The 17,978-nt window shown below is 42.5% G+C and carries 15 protein-coding genes; 6 read left to right on the top strand and 9 right to left on the bottom strand.

The annotated features are described in order from the left end of the window. Nucleotides 1-71: 71 nt before the first annotated feature. Entirely contained in the window at nucleotides 72-272 is a 201-nt protein-coding gene (locus AC59JO_RS25580) for a helix-turn-helix domain-containing protein (RefSeq protein WP_413666782.1), read from the bottom strand. Between the two features lie 778 nt (nucleotides 273-1,050). Between AC59JO_RS25580 and AC59JO_RS25575 the strand changes: the two genes are divergently transcribed. Then, a complete protein-coding gene (locus AC59JO_RS25575; RefSeq protein ID WP_090466905.1) occupies nucleotides 1,051-1,911 on the top strand; it encodes a sigma-70 family RNA polymerase sigma factor in 861 nt (286 codons plus the stop codon). A gap of 323 nt (nucleotides 1,912-2,234) precedes the next feature. On the opposite strand, the gene sucC is transcribed toward AC59JO_RS25575, so the two are convergent. Next, nucleotides 2,235-3,428 (bottom strand): ADP-forming succinate--CoA ligase subunit beta, encoded by a 1,194-nt coding sequence (gene sucC / locus AC59JO_RS25570; RefSeq protein ID WP_413666781.1) that lies wholly within the window; start codon nucleotides 3,426-3,428, stop codon nucleotides 2,235-2,237. A 186-nt stretch (nucleotides 3,429-3,614) separates the two neighbouring features. Between sucC and AC59JO_RS25565 the strand changes: the two genes are divergently transcribed. The 5 genes from AC59JO_RS25565 (at nucleotide 3,615) to AC59JO_RS25545 (ending at nucleotide 7,050) form a co-directional block, all read left to right on the top strand. Further along, complete coding sequence (locus AC59JO_RS25565; RefSeq protein ID WP_497309043.1) at nucleotides 3,615-3,830, top strand: hypothetical protein; 216 nt, start codon at nucleotides 3,615-3,617, stop codon at nucleotides 3,828-3,830. A gap of 70 nt (nucleotides 3,831-3,900) precedes the next feature. After that, complete coding sequence (locus tag AC59JO_RS25560; RefSeq protein WP_413666780.1) at nucleotides 3,901-4,560, top strand: ABC transporter ATP-binding protein; 660 nt, start codon at nucleotides 3,901-3,903, stop codon at nucleotides 4,558-4,560. A 1-nt stretch (nucleotide 4,561) separates the two neighbouring features. Further along, complete coding sequence (locus tag AC59JO_RS25555) at nucleotides 4,562-4,861, top strand: hypothetical protein (RefSeq protein ID WP_497309041.1); 300 nt, start codon at nucleotides 4,562-4,564, stop codon at nucleotides 4,859-4,861. Then, the gene (locus AC59JO_RS25550; RefSeq protein ID WP_497309039.1) at nucleotides 4,861-5,469 is read left to right on the top strand and encodes an HAD family hydrolase; all 609 of its coding nucleotides are present in this window, start codon (nucleotides 4,861-4,863) and stop codon (nucleotides 5,467-5,469) included. Before AC59JO_RS25555 ends, AC59JO_RS25550 begins: the two co-directional genes overlap by 1 nt. A 54-nt stretch (nucleotides 5,470-5,523) precedes the next feature. Then, entirely contained in the window at nucleotides 5,524-7,050 is a 1,527-nt protein-coding gene (locus AC59JO_RS25545) for a S41 family peptidase (RefSeq protein WP_497309037.1), read from the top strand. 155 nt (nucleotides 7,051-7,205) lie between these two features. Here AC59JO_RS25545 and smc read toward each other — a convergent pair whose 3' ends face one another. The 7 genes from smc to AC59JO_RS25510 all read right to left on the bottom strand — a co-directional run bounded on the left by smc (nucleotide 7,206) and on the right by AC59JO_RS25510 (nucleotide 17,950). Further along, entirely contained in the window at nucleotides 7,206-10,748 is a 3,543-nt protein-coding gene (gene smc, locus AC59JO_RS25540) for a chromosome segregation protein SMC (protein WP_497309035.1), read from the bottom strand. Between the two features lie 152 nt (nucleotides 10,749-10,900). Then, nucleotides 10,901-11,686, bottom strand: coding sequence for a PhzF family phenazine biosynthesis protein (locus tag AC59JO_RS25535; protein WP_413666775.1), 786 nt, complete (start codon nucleotides 11,684-11,686; stop codon nucleotides 10,901-10,903). 213 nt (nucleotides 11,687-11,899) lie between these two features. Beyond that, nucleotides 11,900-13,327, bottom strand: coding sequence for a glycogen-binding domain-containing protein (locus tag AC59JO_RS25530; protein ID WP_497309033.1), 1,428 nt, complete (start codon nucleotides 13,325-13,327; stop codon nucleotides 11,900-11,902). Between the two features lies 1 nt (nucleotide 13,328). Beyond that, nucleotides 13,329-14,303: a pepsin/retropepsin-like aspartic protease family protein gene (locus AC59JO_RS25525; RefSeq protein ID WP_497309031.1), complete on the bottom strand. Its 975-nt coding sequence runs from the start codon at nucleotides 14,301-14,303 to the stop codon at nucleotides 13,329-13,331. 61 nt (nucleotides 14,304-14,364) lie between these two features. Beyond that, nucleotides 14,365-15,030, bottom strand: coding sequence for an ATP-binding cassette domain-containing protein (locus AC59JO_RS25520; RefSeq protein ID WP_497309029.1), 666 nt, complete (start codon nucleotides 15,028-15,030; stop codon nucleotides 14,365-14,367). Nucleotides 15,031-15,356: 326 nt separating this feature from the next. Continuing rightward, a complete protein-coding gene (gene nfi / locus AC59JO_RS25515; RefSeq protein WP_497309027.1) occupies nucleotides 15,357-16,058 on the bottom strand; it encodes a deoxyribonuclease V in 702 nt (233 codons plus the stop codon). Nucleotides 16,059-16,315: 257 nt separating this feature from the next. Next, nucleotides 16,316-17,950, bottom strand: coding sequence for an FMN-binding glutamate synthase family protein (locus tag AC59JO_RS25510; RefSeq protein WP_497309025.1), 1,635 nt, complete (start codon nucleotides 17,948-17,950; stop codon nucleotides 16,316-16,318). Nucleotides 17,951-17,978 lie beyond the last annotated feature (28 nt).

Genomic DNA, 17,978 nt, shown 5'->3' with positions numbered 1-17,978 from the left:
TTCACCTTTCACCTTTCACCTTTCACCTTTCACCTTTCACCTTTCACCTTTCACCTTTCACCTTTCACCTTTCACCTGTATTCCAAAATATCACCCGGCTTGCATTCAAGCGCCTTACATATTGCTTCAAGGGTTTCAAAGCGGATGGCTTTCGCCTTTCCCGTTTTCAGGATGGAAAGATTTGATACGGTGATGCCTACCCTGCCGCTCAGCTCATTTAATGACATCTTTCGCTTTGCCATCATTACATCCAGATTGATAATTATCGGCATAATCTAAATAGTTAAAACTTGTTGATGGTTTCAGCGCATTTTTAGGCGTTTGCACATATAGGATATTTGACTACCCTATTTAATTCATCAATGCAATAGCAATACATCATCCTATTGCTTTTGATGACCTTAATACATAGCAACTAAAACAATGGCCTTTAACAATATTTATAATAATCTTATTAATAAGACAGGCGATCCTTATTGTTATTATGATTATAATAAGCATCGGCCCAATTTCAACTGCATTTAGTGACCAAGAAGCAGATATATTATCATTATTAACTACAATATCAGCTTTTATGATTATATTCCTAAAAGTATACTCCGCTCCCACCTTCACCTCGCCATTGCTTTTCTGCGCAATAAAACTTCAGTTAATAGTGACCTGCAGTAATGTTGGCCAGTACCTTTTATTGCCATCGGTCGCTTTAATTTTGCCATTATACCCATTCTTATATCCCTGCCAAACATTGGCAGCCATATTTTAAGAAATAAACAAACCAAACACTGTATAAACGAGTATTTGCAGGATGCGTACCTTTTTCATTACATTATGATATTAATGTATTTCAAATGAAAACAATATTTATTAAATAACAAAATAAAATCATCGTTTCACAATAAGTTTTCATCGCAATTCATCAATCTAAAAAATAAAATATAAAATTTGACACTGGTATTGCTATTTCTGATTTATATGTTTTATTTTAGAAACAAAATATTAGCTTTGCACGTTCTATTCAGGATATAAGGAATAGACAGGTTTATTAAATAGATGAGACAACTCAAAATAACGCAATCCATTACCAATCGCGAGTCGCAATCGCTTGATAAATATCTTCACGAGATTGGTAAGGTAGACCTAATAACCGCCGAAGAAGAAGTAATTTTAGCTCAAAAAATCCGCGAGGGCGACCAGGCGGCATTGGAGCGTTTAACCAAAACGAACCTTCGCTTTGTTGTATCTGTTGCTAAACAATACCAAAACCAGGGCCTTACACTTGGCGATTTAATTAACGAGGGCAACCTTGGCCTGATTAAAGCAGCCAAACGTTTTGATGAAACCAAAGGCTTCAAATTCATATCATATGCCGTATGGTGGATCCGCCAATCGATATTGCAGGCTATTGCCGAGCAATCACGTATTGTGCGTTTACCGCTTAATCAGGTAGGTTCGTTAAGTAAAATCAGCAAGGCTTTTTCAAAGCTTGAGCAGGAATACGAGCGTGAACCGTCGCCCGAAGAACTTGCCGATATATTAGAAACCACTGTTGATAAGATTTCTGACACGCTAAGCAACTCCGGCCGTCATGTATCAATGGATGCACCATTTGTACAGGGTGAAGAAAATACGCTGCTTGACGTACTGGAAAACCAGGAACCCAACACCGATTCGATCCTGATCAATGAGTCGTTATCTGAAGAGATCAAACGTTCGCTTTCAACCCTTACTGAACGTGAGCGCGAGATCATTGTATTGTTTTTCGGTTTAGGTACCAATCACCCGCTTTCATTGGAGGAAATAGGCGAAAAATTCAACCTTACCCGCGAACGCGTACGCCAGATCAAGGATAAAGCTTTACAGCGCCTGCGCCATACCTCAAGGAGCAAAATTTTGAAATCATACTTAGGTTAATCAAACTTCAATAAGATATTTAAAAGGCCATCGATTTTCGATGGCTTTTTTGTTGTTTATACCGCGCTCATTGTCATTTGGAATGAAGAACGAGGAGAAATCTTATACACCCCGCTAAGCCAACATGCTTATCGGACTCGCAGGGCGTATAAGATTTCTCTTTCGCGCCCACGCTCTATTCTCACCCACTCAATCGAAATGACATCGTTGAGGAAATACGTTACCTTATTACACAAAAAAAGCGGCGAGCCTAAACTCACCGCTTTCATATCTAAAAGAAGCCTGGCAACTAATCTTTAATCACCAACCTCTAATCTCTCAAACTAAAGTGCTAAAACTTCTTTAACACGGTCAGCAGCCTCTTTCAGCAATATAGCCGAGTAAACTTTCAAACCAGAGTTATCGATCAGTTCTTTTGCCTCTGCAGCGTTTGTGCCCTGCAAACGAACAATGATTGGAACCGGAATGTTACCAATTTCTTTGTAAGCATCAATTACACCCTGTGCAACACGATCGCAACGTACAATACCACCGAAGATGTTGATCAGAATAGCTTTTACGTTAGGATCAGACAGGATGATATTGAAACCAGCTTTTACAGTTTGTGCGTTAGCAGTACCACCTACGTCAAGGAAGTTGGCAGGCTCGCCACCGGCAATTTTAATGATATCCATGGTAGCCATAGCTAAGCCGGCACCATTAACCATACAACCTACGTTACCATCAAGCTTAACATAGTTAAGGTTTGATTTGCTTGCTTCAACCTCAGTTGGATCTTCCTCATCGGTATCACGCATAGCAGCGTAATCTGCATGGCGATAAAGAGCGTTATCATCAAGATTTACTTTAGCGTCAACTGCTAAAATTTTATTATCAGAGGTTTTTAAAACCGGGTTAATTTCAAATTGTGACGAGTCGGTACCTTCATAAGCTTTGTATAAAGCAGCAATGAATTTGGTCATGTCTTTAAACGCTTCGCCTTCAAGACCAAGGTTAAAAGCTATTTTACGGGCCTGGAAACCTTGTAAACCAACTTTAGGATCAATCTCTTCTTTAAATATAAGCTCAGGAGTTGAGTGTGCAACTTCCTCAATGTCCATACCACCTTCGGTGCTGTACATGATAATGTTGCGGCCACGTGCGCGGTCAAGTAATACGCTCATGTAAAACTCTTTAGTAGCGCTTTCGCCCGGATAATAAACATCCTGTGCAACTAAAACTTTCTTAACTTTTTTACCTTCAGGACCGGTTTGCGGAGTTACCAGTTGCATACCTAAAATATTACCTGATAATTCTTTTACCTGGTCGATATTTTTGGCAAGTTTAACACCACCGCCTTTACCACGGCCACCGGCATGGATCTGTGCTTTGATCACAACCCAGTCCGAACCGAAGTCTTCTTTCATTTTTTGGGCAGCCTCAACAGCCTGCTCAACAGTATCGGCTACAATGCCTTCCTGAACTCTAACGCCATAGCTTTTTAATATAGCTTTACCCTGATATTCGTGAATATTCATGTTTTGAAGAATTTGCGGTAAAGCTACAATTTTGTTTGAAACGGGAAACACCTTGTTTCAGTTTATTTGCCCTTATTTAGGGTAAATAACATTGTATTTACAATAACATTTAATCATTTAATTCCGCTTTAGTTTTTTAGCATGCAAAGGCGCAAAGAAAAAAATCAATAAAATAACAATTATTGGATGTTGCTTTTATATTCTATAAGTTCCTTAATCTATATAATTCAAAAATCCGAAATCGAACATCCAAAATCCGACATCAATAATGGCGTTGCCTGCGGCCCGGGCTATGCGCTGCAAGTCGTCGCTTTGCCGGCGCTCATGGCCATGGCCCGCTCCGGGCTTTCCGCTCCTATCCCTAACGCGGCCGCCGCACAAGCCCGAAAAAAAACACCTTAACACCATTGCGAGAAACAACAAATCCGTGCACACCAAACAAATAAATCAGCTAATCCGTTAACTTTGTCAAATGCTTAAAGCCAAATCTATCCATAAATCATACGGACAGTTACAAATATTAAAAGGCGTTGACCTTGAGGTGCAAAAGGGCGAGATCGTAACCATCGTTGGCGCTTCCGGTGCCGGCAAAAGTTCCTTACTTAACATATTGGGTACCCTTGACAGGCCCGATTCGGGCACTTTAACCATCAATGATATTGAGCTAAACAAGTTAAATAATAAACAGCTAAGCGATTTCCGCAACCGGCAAATTGGTTTTATATTCCAGTTTCATCATTTATTGGCCGAATTTAGTGCACTTGAAAACGTTTGTATCCCGGCTTTTATAGCAGGCAAATCAAAGTCTGATGCTGAAAAAAGGGCCGCAGAGTTGCTCGACCTTTTAGGATTGAAAGACCGGTTACACCACAAACCCAACCAGCTATCAGGTGGTGAACAGCAAAGGGTTGCTGTGGCACGGGCCCTGATCAATAACCCTGCTCTTATTTTTGCAGATGAGCCTTCGGGCAACCTCGATTCGGTGAACGCGCTCGAACTTCATGAATTATTTATTAAGCTGAAGAATGATTTCAGGCAAACCTTTGTAATTGTTACTCATAATGAAGATCTTGCAAACCTGTCTGATCGTACAGTTACAATGAAGGATGGTTTAATTGTTAACGCCCATTAACATGAGCATTTTAATTACAGCCGCCACATCGGCACAAGCCTACCAGCTTAAAAACAAACTGGAAGGAAAAAATATTATTTTAGGTGATTATATGGATTTGCCCGATTTCATGTTAAAAACAGGCAAAATGATTTTGTTGCCTAAACCAGCTTCGGCAAGTTATACACATGAAATGTTAACGCTTTGCCTGGATAAGAGTATTGATTCGGTTTATTTATTAAGACCCGATGAAGCCGCGCTTTTATTAAAAGCCGAAACCCTTTTTAATGAATATGATATAAAACTACACGTAATTGCTTAATGGACTATAAGGATATCGATAAACGTAAAACGGCTTTTATTTTTGAGTTAGATGATGTGCTTTATCCTGCAAAGGATTACTACTTTCAAGCTTATTACCTGTTTGCAAACATGCTTGAATATATTGAGCTGATTGACGCGAAGTCCGCAACCAAAGTATTAACTGATACGTATATAGCTGAAGGGAAGGATGCCGCTTTTGACCGTTTAGCTGCAGAATTCCCGGTGGCTGAGCAATACCGTGATAAGTTCGAAAACCTGCTTTTAACTGCCAAGCTGCCGCTCAAGCTGCTTTTATATCAAAATATCCTTACCCTGATGCAGGAAATTGTGGTCGACCGCAAAGCACTGTTCATCGTAACTAACGGTAACGTACAGGAACAAGTAAATAAAATAAAGCAAACAGAGTGGCACGGACTGGAAAAATATCTCCGTTGCTATTTCACAGAAGAAACCACGCCAAAACCCGAGCCTGATGTAATTAACCTGCTTATTCAGGAGCATGGCCTTCAGCGTAAAGAGATAATAATGATTGAAAATTCGGAAACGGACAAGCTTTGTGCCGAAGCCAGCGGCATTGACTATATTAATGTTGAAGATTTTTTATAGTATTATCTATAACATACTTACTAACAAGGCGTTTAAATACTTAAACTCAAGCTTATGAGAAAAATACTTTACTTTTTAGCCCTTATTTCAATCGCATCATTATCTGCCTGCAAAAAAAACAAACCGCTGAATAATGGTGACGATGGAACTACCGGTCCGCCAAGCACCGGTACTGCGCTTGACCGTATAAGGGACTCCGTTTATCTCTACCCTCTGGAGACCTATTTATGGTACAACCAACTCCCCACTTACAAAAACTTTCAACCGCGTAATTATGTCAGCAGCGATACCATTACAGGCTTAAGCAGTGAGGTTGACCATTTGTCGCAATATGCCATAAATCCGGCAACTTCTCAGCCATACGAATATTACGATAATACCGGCACAGCCAAATATTCCTTTATTGATGACGGATCGGTATCAAACGAATTGAGCGGTAATGGCGGCGACTTCGGTTTTTCGGTGTTCTACCCTACCCGCACAGATTTGCGGATCAAATATGTATACCCAGGCTCACCTGCCGACCAGCAGGGTATTAAACGAGGCTACCAGATCACCAAGATCAATGGCCGTACCGACCTTGCTTATGATGACGGCGGCACAACTACACAGTTTGTAATACAGGCCTATGCTTACAGCAAAACTATAACCATGACGCTAACCAGGCCTGATAATACCACGCTTGATGTAACTATGAGCACTGCCAATTACACCATCAATCCGGTTATCACCTATAAAACATTGGATGCAGGTTCGGGCAAAACAGCAGGTTATATGGTTTTCAATTCATTCACCGATTTAGCCAATGCGAAACCTAAAATACTGGAAGCATTAAACAGCTTCACCGGTATTTCAGACCTTATCATTGATTTAAGGTATAACGGCGGCGGCTCGGTTGAAACTGCCGAATATTTTGATAACCTTTTAGTGCCTTCAGCCAAAAACGGCACTAAAATGTATACAGCCTATTTTAACGATAAGCTTACTAACGACAACTATACCCTGTTTAAAAATCTTTATGACATCCCTAAAGGTTTTTTCTCGGTGAGTAACCAAACCGTTAATTTTCAAAAGCAGGGTTCACTTAACTTAAGCCGTATATTCTTTATAGTTGGTAGCGGTACGGCCTCGGCAAGTGAATTAACTATTAATAACCTTATTCCTGAACTGGAAGTTCAACTAATAGGCTCAACTACTTACGGTAAACCGGTTGGATTTTATGGCATTGATATCAATAAATATCAGCTGTATATGCCAATGTTCTCTACCAGGAACTCGGCAAACAATGGCGACTACTATACCGGTATGACACCAGGAAAGGATCCTTATAAAGGTATCAGCGCTGCCGATGACCTAACCAAAGATTTCGGCGACCCTACAGAAGGGTTATTATCGCAAGCTCTAAGTTATATCTCAACCGGCAAGTATAAAACCGGTTCAGTAACAACACAAAGTTTGGCCGCCTCATCAAAAAACGTGCTTTCGGCCGATCAGAAACGCGCGATGGAGCAGAAGTTTAGCCGCAGTAAGGTAAAAGGCCTGATGCTTAAAACGCCCTCGGTATTTAAAAAGAAGAAGTAAAGGATAAATCTATTTAAAGCGTCATTGCGAGGTACGAAGCAATCGCCAATTAGCAGGTCTGCCCTGTATAGTTTGGGATTGCTTCGTACCTCGTAATGACGCTTTTGTTTATTTATTATATACTTTAAGCTTTCCGCATTCTGCTTTAAGCCTCCTTAATCAGCCAATTCCCTTAAATCAACAGGTACTACGCGGGAGATTCCCTGCTCAACCATGGTTACACCATAAATAACGTCGGTACTGGCGATAGTGCGTTTGTTGTGGGATACGATGATAAATTGCGACTCTTTGGAGAAAGTACGGATAATGTTATTGAACTTATCAATATTGGTATCATCAAGCGGCGCGTCAACCTCATCAAAAATACAGAACGGCGCCGGCTTAAGCAGGTATAACGAAAACAGGATAGCCGTTGCGGTCAACGTTTTTTCCCCTCCTGATAGCTGATTAATTGACAGCGGACGTTTACCTTTTGGCTTGGCGATAATATCAATATCCGATTCGAGAGGATGATCGGGATCGGTCAGGATAAGATCGCATGAATCTTCCTCATTAAACAACGAGCGGAACACCTTGATGAAGTTTTCACGCACCATCATAAAGGCGGTCATGAACTTATCTTTGGCGGTATCATCAATTTCCTGGATAGTAGCCAGTAATGATGCTTTGGCTTCGCTCAAGTCCTTCTTTTGCGTCTGGATAAAGGTATAACGCTCATTCATCTCGTTATAAGCCTCTACTGCCATCGGGTTTATAGCCCCAAAATCATCCAGTTGTTTTTTCAGCTTTTCGGCTTTTTCGCGCAGGTCCTGCTCATTTTCACCTTCTGGCACTTCGCTTTCGGGCAGATCTTCAATATCTATATTAAACTCAACCGAAAGACGTTCTTTCAGCGCGTTCAGGTCTATTTTTAAATTATTGCGTTCATCGCGCAGCTCGTTTTCAATAACTTCACTGTTTTCCTTTTTCCGCCTCAATGAGCTTATCTGGTTCTCATTTTCGGTGATCAGTCCGCGCCATTGATAGTATTCCTGCTCGGCTTGTTGGGTGGCCTTTTCCAGATTTTCCTTCTGCTCGTACATCTCCAACAAATTGTCGTCCGAGTTATCGGCCAGCTTCAGGTTTTCCTGTATGGCAACCTTTACCTTTTCGAGCTCAACTGTATTTTGACGGATACGCGTATCAAGGTTTTCCTGCTGACTATCGCGGTAATCGAGGTCTTTCATTAACCCCGACACCTTGTTTTGCTGCTGGTGGAAACGGATATTTTCCTGGTTATAGGCGTTCGATTGAACCGACACGTATTCGTTAAGCTCGTTAAAAGCCATCTGCTTATCGGCCAATAAATCGCTTTGGATCTGGCGCTGCGTTTTAAGTTCGGCCAGTTGCGGTTGCAGGGCGGCCATTTCATCTTTTATGCCAGCAATTTTGCGGGCGATATCTTCCTTACGGTTAAGACTGTTTTCAATAAAGGTTTGGTATTGCTCCTGGCGGGTTTTCACGGTGATCAGCTCCGTATTTAACCTGTTAATGATCATTTGCTGCTCATTGATCTCAGCAGCCTTGGTCGAACCGCGTAGCGCGCCAAGCTTATTCTGCAGCTCTTCAGACTTTGTTCTGAACGCTCCTACCTGGTTCTCAATTCCACGAATCTCTTTAGCAAGGTTCTCCAGGTTTTTGGCACGACCGATCCTTTTACCCTCAAACAAACCGACTGAACCACCGGCCATGGTATGTTTTGATTTATTGAACTTACCACTTTTACCAATCAGCACCACACCTTGAGGTAAAGCCTCGCTGTTGATCTGGCCTTCTTTGTCATCATCAACCAGGTAAACACCTTTAAGCAGATAGTTACAAAGCGGCAGGTAACGTTTTTCAACCTCAATAACGCCAAGCGCAGGTATAGCGTCGCTTTTTTCAAAATTCACCTGTGCTGCAGCTTCATCGGCATAATTATTCAGTACAAAGAAGTTTGCACGCCCCTTAGCCGAATTGCTGAGCAAATTGATAGCCTTTACCGCGTCGTCATAGCTTTCAACCACGTAGTAGTTCATGAGCGGCTCGAGGTAGTTTTCGATGGCTACACGAAATTCCTCTTTACAAAAAAGCACATCGCTAAACAGGGGTGCGTTTTTAGCCCAATCGGTATTCTTTTTCAGGAACCTGATAGACTCAGGGAAGCCCTCCAAACTATCAACCATACTTTTGGTAAGGTTATATTCGTTTTGCTTGGCATCCAGACGGCGGCTTTCTTTTATAATGGTATCCTTAACCGAATTCAACTCAACGTCGGTTTCGGCAATCTGCTCTTTTAATTTATTTTCAAACTCAACAGCCTGCTGAAATTCATCATCAAGCGTTTCTTTGCGGTATTGCAACTCGGCAACCACCTGGTTAAAGTGTGAAAGTTCCACCTCTTTGTTGGTGGTATCTTCCATATTGCGCTGGCTTTCCTGCTCTAAAGCCTGCTGCTGGATCTGTAATATATCCAGGTCTTTTTCGGCTTTATAAGCCTGGTTTTGCAGGCGGGTATTGATATTATTGAGTTCGTTGAGCTCATTACGCGCTTCGGTTTGCTGTGCACGTAGTTCATCAACGGCCTCCTTTAAATCGGATAGTTTACTTTGAATGGCTTGTAAAGTTTCATCCTCAGTGGCCTTTTCCTCGTTTAAGCGTTTGATATTGTATAAAACGTGGTTCAGCTGGTTCTTGTCACGCTCCAACTCATCTGTTAGCCGCGACTCTTTATCCTGCTGAAACTTCAGCTGCTCGTTCTTGATCTTCTTTTCGCTTTCGTAAGCACGGATCTTTGAAACAAACTCGTTGGTTGTTTTTTGCTGAACCGACAAGTTCTTCTCTTTGGTAATGCTATCCAGCTTTTGCTGCTGTAAGGTAGCTTCCAAAGTGTCTATCTGGGCGATAATATCGCCTTTCTCGGCTTTGTGCTTCAGCTCCTGCTCCTCTATCTTTTTTAACGATTCGCTAAATGCCACTATCCTGAACGAAGCCAGCATAATGCTCAGCGTTTTATATTGCTCCTTTAGGCGATAATACCGTTCTGTTTTCTTCGCCTGGTTTTCCAGTGATTTGAGGTTCTTTTCGATCTCAAAAAGCAAGTCATCCACACGGGCCAGGTCGGCCTCGGTTTCTTTCAGTTTACTGAAGGTTTGCTTTTTGCGGAGCTTGTATTTGGAGATCCCCGATGCTTCCTCGAACAGGTTTCGGCGTGAGCCTTCCTTATTGGTGATGATCTCATCGATCATCCTTAACTCAATGATAGAGTAAGAATCGGAACCGATACCTGTATCCAGGAAAAGATCGGTAATATCCTTTAAACGGCACTGCACATCGTTTAAGCGGTATTCACTTTCGCCGGTACGGTAAAGTTTACGGGTAAGCGTTACCTGCGAATAATCGGTAGGCAGGATATTTTTTGTATTATCAAAAGTGAGGGAAACCTCGGCAAGGTTGGCCGACTTACGGCTTTTGGTACCGTTAAAAATAACGTTATCCATCTTCTCCGAACGGAGCGCCCGGGTGCTTTGCTCACCCAAAACCCAACGGATACTATCCACAACGTTCGACTTACCACAACCGTTAGGCCCCACAATAGCGGTAACACCCTCATTAAAATTGATGGTTATTTTATCGCCAAAACTCTTGAAGCCCTTGATTTCTAAACGGGTAAGCTGCATTTAATTTATTAAGTACCTTGCGAAGTCCAAACCTCCAAAGTAATTATAAATAATTGAGTTTTGAAAGTATATTTTCACCCCTCTAAATCTCCCCAAGGGGGAGACTTCTAACATCTTTTTGTAGCCCTCCCCCAGGGGAGGGTTGGGTGGGGTCAAACCCTTATCTCCCCTTTTAAATAAGTAACCGCTTTGCCGCTCATCAGCACGCGGTCGCCTTTAAGCTCACACCAGAGCTCACCGCGGCGGGCCGAAAGCTGATATGCATGAAGTGTATCCTTACCCAGGCGTTTTGCCCAGTACGGGATCAGGTTACAATGTGCCGATCCGGTAACGGGATCTTCGGGGATACCGGCACCGGGCGCAAAAAAGCGCGAAACAAAATCAGAGTTATCGCCGGGAGCGCTGGCTATGATTCCCACGGTATCCATTTTCGACATGGCAAAGAAATCGGGTGTAAGGTCCCTGATATCCTGCTCGGTTTCATAAACAATGAAGTAATCCCTTGAGCGTAAAAAAGCTACAGGCTGCTTTTCGCCAAGCGCTTCGGCCAATCCGTTAGGCGCTTCTATGGGAATAGGTGGCCTTGAGGGAAAGTCCATTGTATATTTATCGCCATCGCGCTTTACAGTAAGTGATCCGGCCTTTACTGTTTCAAATTGGATGGTATCCCCTTCATATCCCAGCTCCGAAAACAGGATATGTGCCGAGGCCAGCGTAGCATGCCCGCAAAGGTCTATCTCATATTCCGGCGTAAACCAACGCAGCTTATAACCGGCTCCTTCTTTTACAAAAAAAGCGGTTTCAGCAAGGTTGTTCTCAATAGCTATCATTTGCATGGTAACATCGGGCAGCCATTCATTAAGCGGGCAAATTGCCGCCGGGTTGCCGCCAAAAAGCTTATCGGTAAACGCGTCGGCCTGGTATATTGGGATAGTCATATCAGATATCGTATTTTAGCTAATATAGTAAGGTGAAAGCCAAGATGCAAGGCAATAAGAGCCAAGATTTAAGACCGCAAGAATCAAGATGCAAGACCATAAGAATCAAGAAACAAGACTATAAGAATCAGGACATTTATTATTCAGATTCTGTAATCGCGTTTCCTATTTCTTTATTCCTGCATCTTGACTCTTATAGTCTCGATTCTGTTCTCACTCAATCCATAAAACGGAATTACCCGAATTATATTGATTGGGTTCGTAAAGTTTATTACCAGGGTCAATAATCCATTTGTCATCAACAATAAATTTATACAACTGTTTACCCGGTTTAAGTCGTACGCTTACTGTCCACTCACTGCCATTGAAAGCCATGCTATAACCAAACTTATCGAAATTATTAAAACTGCCTGCCAAATGAACGCTTTTAGCATTATTGAAGCCACTTAGTTTAAACGTGTAATTAGGCTTAACTGAAATAAATGAGTTAACAATGCCTCCTTCAACCATATTGCGCGGATTGGCCGGATCAGTTATCCACTTATCATCCACAACAAACTTATAACCGTAATTACCTGGCGGGATAATTAACGATAATACCCAGCCAGTTTTAGTTTTAGTAAGCGGGATCAGGCCACGTTCCCAATTATTAAAGCTCCCGCCTACATATACCTTTTTCGCATCGGTATACCCGTCGAGCTTAAAAATAACTATTTCACCAAGGTTCAATATGGAATTCATAAGGCCATCATCGCCCTGGATTTTGTTGGGATTAGCCGGATCGATGATCCATTTACCGTCAACTAAAAAACGGTAAGCCTGCGTACCATCATGCAAATACATTTGTTTCTGCCATACTCCACCGCTTTTCTCCATTATAATACTGTTGGCATCCCAGTTATTAAAACTTCCGGTCAGTATTATTTTATGAGCATTCGCATTGCCATTCAGTTTAAAAGTGTAGTTATACCTGAAGTAGATGGAATTATCATCATGATCGGCTACGAGGTTATTGTACCTGTCGTTGATCCAGTGGCCATCAACAATAAACTTATACTCGTATTTGCCGGGTTTAAGTTTTACATCGGCAATCCAGCCGCTGTCGGTTTTAGCCATGATGCCTTTAAGTGTACTCCAGTTATTGAAGTTGCCTGATAACAGAGCCCTCCTGTTCTGTAAATACCCGGGCAAAAAGAACCGCGTTAAACCCGACGCCAATTCATGCACAGTAACTTTAGCAAACTTGTTGATACCGAAATTTACATCGGCCGGATATCCGGGCGAGCCCTCATCATCGTTATCTATTTTAGTAGTTATCAGGTATGGTTTGATTTGCGGATTTTTATTGAGGTTTTCAAGCGGACTATCGAACTCCACGATGTTCCCCTGTTTTTTTGCCATTGTCCAGCCGTCCTTTTGCAGGGCGGTAAAATCACCTTTCAAAATAGCGGCTGCATTTACCCCCTTTAAGCCTGCTTTTTTGAGCAGCGTATCCACTTCGGTTTTAGACGAGCGCATATCAATGAACAACACCAGTTTATCGCTACCTATAACCAGGTTACTGCGTTTTTGCGCGCTTAAAGGCAGGGCCATGCAAACCATCGCAAAAAAAACAATAACTATACGGGTGCCCCTTTTCATATTACTGGATATTGTAAATGTACATTTCAAATTCTTTTTTAACAAAGTTGATGGTGAATATGCCCCTCACAAAAAAATCGTAACCTAAAACGCCATCAATTTTGTAGCCGTATGCGCTCCCCATTTTTTCGAGGCTGGTTATCATGATGCGGTTTTTCATATACTTACGATCTCCGACAACCAGGTTATCAAAACGGGTATAAATCACTTCGATAGAAGTACCGCCAATGCCCATAATTTTTGAACGGCTAATGACTTCCATATCAGGGATCAACTTTTTTGAGCGTCGGTAATCAAGTAAACTGGTTTCGGCAGCGCTGTCAAAGGCAAACCAAAGCGAATTATCATTAACCGTCCCTTTCATTAAAATAACATCATTAAGCAACTTGAAAGGGCTTACCATAAAACGGTCATGAAATACCTTTTCGGCTTCGGGGATATTACCGTTTTCATCAAGCTTTTGGATGTAGAGCGTATTGCGAAACAGATCGACAGTAACTGCAAAATCGGCAAATAACCGGGTGCCCAGTAAACCCAGTATCTTTATCCCGCGACCGTTTTCAATAGAGGAAAGATCGGTAACATCGGCCCTTAGTTTTGAATAATGCAGATCAAGGATATTTAAGTTGCGGACATAAGTTGTAAAAGAACTGCCGGCAGCCCCATTAATCCCGGCAGATTCCTGTTCGGCAGCATGCGGCAGATCTCTGAAATAGGTTTCATTCAAAACCAGGTAAGGCGCACCCGTATCAAGCACAAAATTGCCCTCGAGGGTATCAATCTGGGCTTCGATCACAATGAGGTTCCCGGCCCTTTTTATAGGGATAACCAACGTTTTGAAATCGCCTGTAGGTGAAGCATCGGGTTCGGGCTTTACATTTTTAAAGGTGATGCCATCAAGAGTCACTTTCTCACTTCCCGCTGCACCAGGGCAGCAGAAAAATAAAAAAAGGACCAACAGATAAAACTTAGGCATCGCATTAAATACTATACCTAATAGACCCTCATTTTATACTTTAAGTTACACGGGCCGACAATTAAATAATGTGATTGATGTAACCGTACCTGATCAGGTCATCAGGGTTATTTATAGCTTTTGTACTGCCATCAGTGATCAGCACTATCCTATCGGCCACATCAAGGATATTGTAATACTGATGATCGGTAACAATGATACCTTTTACTTCCGCACACTTACGAATAACTCCCTTAAACATCTCCGCTTGTACCGGTGAAACGTGGGTAAACGGTTCATCCAGTAAAATAAAATCCGCCCGGCTGTAAATACACATCAGTGTTTCCAGTTGCCTCAACTCCCCGCCCGAAAGCTGGTTTGGCTTTTTGCGATAATGATCCTGATAAATTGGCAATGAAGTAAATCCATCAACAAACTGAGGGTCAATAATAATTTCGGCCAGGTTTTCGATCCTTATATTTTGCGGCAGGTAATTATGTTGTGGCAAATAGGCTACACGCCCTTCGTCATAACCTTTGTAAACGTACCTGTCGTCAATACTTACGTGCTTGTACAATGGCTTTAGGGTACCGAAAATGATCCGCAGCAACGACGACTTGCCGCAACCGTTACGGCCAAGCAAGCCTACCACCTCGCCCTGGCGGCAACTGAGATAAATATCCTGCAATATCTTGCGCCCATCAAACTCCAGGTGAACGCTGTCGGTTTTTAAAATATGCTGACCCAATATTTTACAAGCGTTAAGAGTGATAGCAATATACCGTAAGCCAGGGCATCGCAAGTAAACGCGTATAAATACAATCTGCCTACTCTATAACCCGCATTGCGAAAGTAGAAGAACGTTTTGTTGGCGTTGTAATTATAATACTGAAAACCAATGATTAAACCATAGCTCATTATTTTCAAAACGTATGATCCAATAACATTCACCTCTCCACGGAGTAAAAAGTAAATGCATACCATATTGATGGTCATGCACCATAACAATATTGATCTATAAAAATACCAGGTAATTTTTATGGTGTTACGCATCCAGCTATCGTGACAGGTCAGCTAAAATAACGTAGGTTGCGAATTAAAATTTTCCCCGTCGGCAATTCTTATTTTGTTCACCAACAAATGTGCCTGCCGGGTTGGTTCGGGAATGCGATAGCCACGGATACAATTTTTGATCAGTTCAACACTTTGTTCCATGCTGATGTGATGGCCCGGAGATATGTAAATGGGATTACATTTCTTTTTAGTACGTAAAGCGATTCCTATCACCTCCCCCTTATCATACATCGGGCTCTGGTCAAAAACTTCATTACCGGGTTCCTGGTACCTGCCGTAAAGCCGGCTTTTAGCGCTGCCTATAGATGGTATATTGGTAAGCAGACCGAAATGGGTTGCTATGCCAGTACGGCGCTCGTGCGCTATTCCCTGTCCGTCTAAAACCATAACATCTGGCTTAAAAGGCAATTTTTCCCAGGCTTCGAGCAAGGCAGGGACTTCCCTGAATGCCAGCAGACCGGAGATGTACGGAAACTTTGTTTTACTGATAGCCGTTGCCTGCCCAATGATAGTCAGCTCCGGATATTTAAGCAGGATGATGCCTGCGTAAACCACTTCCGAGTACTTATTGAATGAAATATCAGCACCACCTATAACTTTGACAGCCTTATCTAAGGGGCGAATATCAATTTGCCTGCGCAATTCATGCTGATAAGCAATGGCTTGTTCGGGGGTAAGGTTTTCATATAATGCTGCCTGCACCGTTGATTGGGGGAATGATTACGTTGATTTCGCTGATGACTTATTGTATGATAATGATTTTTATGGGGATTTTGTTTTGATTCTGATGGATTTACTCAATCGCATGTTCAAGCGTCCACGCTTGAACAATACTGAAAGTGAGCGTCCACGCTCAAGATTTACTGCCTTATTAATAAGCGTAAGCGTGGACGCTTGAACCTGCCTTGTCTTAAAAAAAACCAACCACTCACCTAATCAACTCGATCAACTATTCACCTCTAATACGAACTCACATTACTATAATCAATATTAGTTACGCCACTATAATCGGGCACAAAAGTATCTTCCTTGCTGATAGCCATATCAAACTCAAATGACGCAGGATATGGTGTGTTCAACAAACTGCCTTTGGGAATATAAGGGAACAGCTCGCCATAAGTAAGGATCTGGCTGTGGTTAATGCGGCGGTAAATATACATACGGTGCAAATCGCAGGGCTTGGTTAAGCCTGCAGCGCCTATCATTTGTATGGCGCTACTTACGGTTAACTTATGAAAGTTAGCTACGCGAACCTTTTTATCATCAACTACCAGGCCTTTCATCAGGCTTTTATCCTGGGTAGCTACACCTGTGGGGCAGGTATTGCTATTACACTCCAGCGCCTGGATACACCCTAATGCGAACATCATACCGCGGGCACTGTTACACATATCGGCGCCGAGCGCAAAATTTTTGACGAGATCAAAGCCAGTAGCTACTTTGCCTGATGCTATGAGTTTAATATTCCTTTTAAGATCGAAACCTGTTAGCGCATCGTAAACAAAGGCAAGGGCTTCGCGCAGCGGCATCCCTACCGAGTTACTAAATTCAAGCGGAGCAGCACCGGTACCGCCCTCTCCCCCATCAACGGTAATAAAATCGGGCGTGATGCCGGTTTTAACCATGGCCTTGCAAATAGCTAAAAACTCGCTCTTATGGCCAACGCATAATTTAAAGCCAATGGGTTTACCACCCGACAGATCGCGAAGCTTTTGGATAAAAGTCATCAACTCTAAAGGGTTTGTAAACGCAGTATGATAAGGCGGCGATATCACATCCTCACCCATCTCTACCAGCCTGATACGGGCAATTTCAGGCGTAACCTTAGCCGCCGGTAAAATACCGCCATGGCCCGGCTTTGCTCCCTGCGATAGTTTGATCTCGATCATTTTTACCTGCGGAAGTACTGCACGTTCGGCAAAAGCATCGTAGTTAATAGTACCATCTTTATGGCGGCAGCTGAAATAGCCTGTGCCTATCTGCCAGATAATATCACCGCCGGGTTGCAGGTGGTAATCGCTCAAGCCACCCTCGCCGGTATTGTGGGCAAAATTATCCAGCTTAGCCCCACCATTAAGCGCAAGGATAGCGTTCATACTCAATGAGCCAAAGCTCATGGCCGAAATATTAAATACACTGGCCATATAAGGTTGCTTACAGGCCGGACCGCCTACTTTTACACGCGGATCCATATTTAGTTTATGGTGATCAATGGCTGCAATGCTATGGTTAAGCCATTCGTAACCATTATCGTACACATCAAGCTCGGTACCGAAGGGGCGCGTGTCATCAACCTTTTTGGCACGCTGATAAACTACACTCCTGTTTTGGCGGTTGAAGGGCGTACCGTTGGTATCGCTTTCAATAAAGTACTGGTATATTTTGGGCCTCAACTCCTCCATCAAATACCGCAGATGACCAAACACCGGGTAATTGCGCACAATACTATGCTTAGGCTGTACCATATCATAAAAGCCGATAAGATATATTGGCCCAATGAACAGGAATGACCATACAGCAGGCGGCCAGATGATGGTCCACAAGGCAAGCATACTGAATATGATAAAAAACGAAACAATGAAGAGCTTTCTCATGGATGGTTAATTTTATATGAAGCGGCTA

This window comes from Mucilaginibacter sp. A5337 (assembly GCF_059690695.1).
This window is presented reverse-complemented; position numbering and strand designations above follow the sequence as displayed.

What these genes read in the sequence shown, in the direction of transcription:
- AC59JO_RS25580 (WP_413666782.1), bottom strand. Translation starts at nt 272, where the DNA reads ATGCCGATAATTATCAATCTGGATGTAATGATGGCAAAGCGAAAGATG.
- AC59JO_RS25575 (WP_090466905.1), top strand. Translation starts at nt 1,051, where the DNA reads ATGAGACAACTCAAAATAACGCAATCCATTACCAATCGCGAGTCGCAA.
- sucC (WP_413666781.1), bottom strand. Translation starts at nt 3,428, where the DNA reads ATGAATATTCACGAATATCAGGGTAAAGCTATATTAAAAAGCTATGGC.
- AC59JO_RS25565 (WP_497309043.1), top strand. Translation starts at nt 3,615, where the DNA reads ATGTTGCTTTTATATTCTATAAGTTCCTTAATCTATATAATTCAAAAA.
- AC59JO_RS25560 (WP_413666780.1), top strand. Translation starts at nt 3,901, where the DNA reads ATGCTTAAAGCCAAATCTATCCATAAATCATACGGACAGTTACAAATA.
- AC59JO_RS25555 (WP_497309041.1), top strand. Translation starts at nt 4,562, where the DNA reads ATGAGCATTTTAATTACAGCCGCCACATCGGCACAAGCCTACCAGCTT.
- AC59JO_RS25550 (WP_497309039.1), top strand. Translation starts at nt 4,861, where the DNA reads ATGGACTATAAGGATATCGATAAACGTAAAACGGCTTTTATTTTTGAG.
- AC59JO_RS25545 (WP_497309037.1), top strand. Translation starts at nt 5,524, where the DNA reads ATGAGAAAAATACTTTACTTTTTAGCCCTTATTTCAATCGCATCATTA.
- smc (WP_497309035.1), bottom strand. Translation starts at nt 10,748, where the DNA reads ATGCAGCTTACCCGTTTAGAAATCAAGGGCTTCAAGAGTTTTGGCGAT.
- AC59JO_RS25535 (WP_413666775.1), bottom strand. Translation starts at nt 11,686, where the DNA reads ATGACTATCCCAATATACCAGGCCGACGCGTTTACCGATAAGCTTTTT.
- AC59JO_RS25530 (WP_497309033.1), bottom strand. Translation starts at nt 13,327, where the DNA reads ATGAAAAGGGGCACCCGTATAGTTATTGTTTTTTTTGCGATGGTTTGC.
- AC59JO_RS25525 (WP_497309031.1), bottom strand. Translation starts at nt 14,303, where the DNA reads ATGCCTAAGTTTTATCTGTTGGTCCTTTTTTTATTTTTCTGCTGCCCT.
- AC59JO_RS25510 (WP_497309025.1), bottom strand. Translation starts at nt 17,950, where the DNA reads ATGAGAAAGCTCTTCATTGTTTCGTTTTTTATCATATTCAGTATGCTT.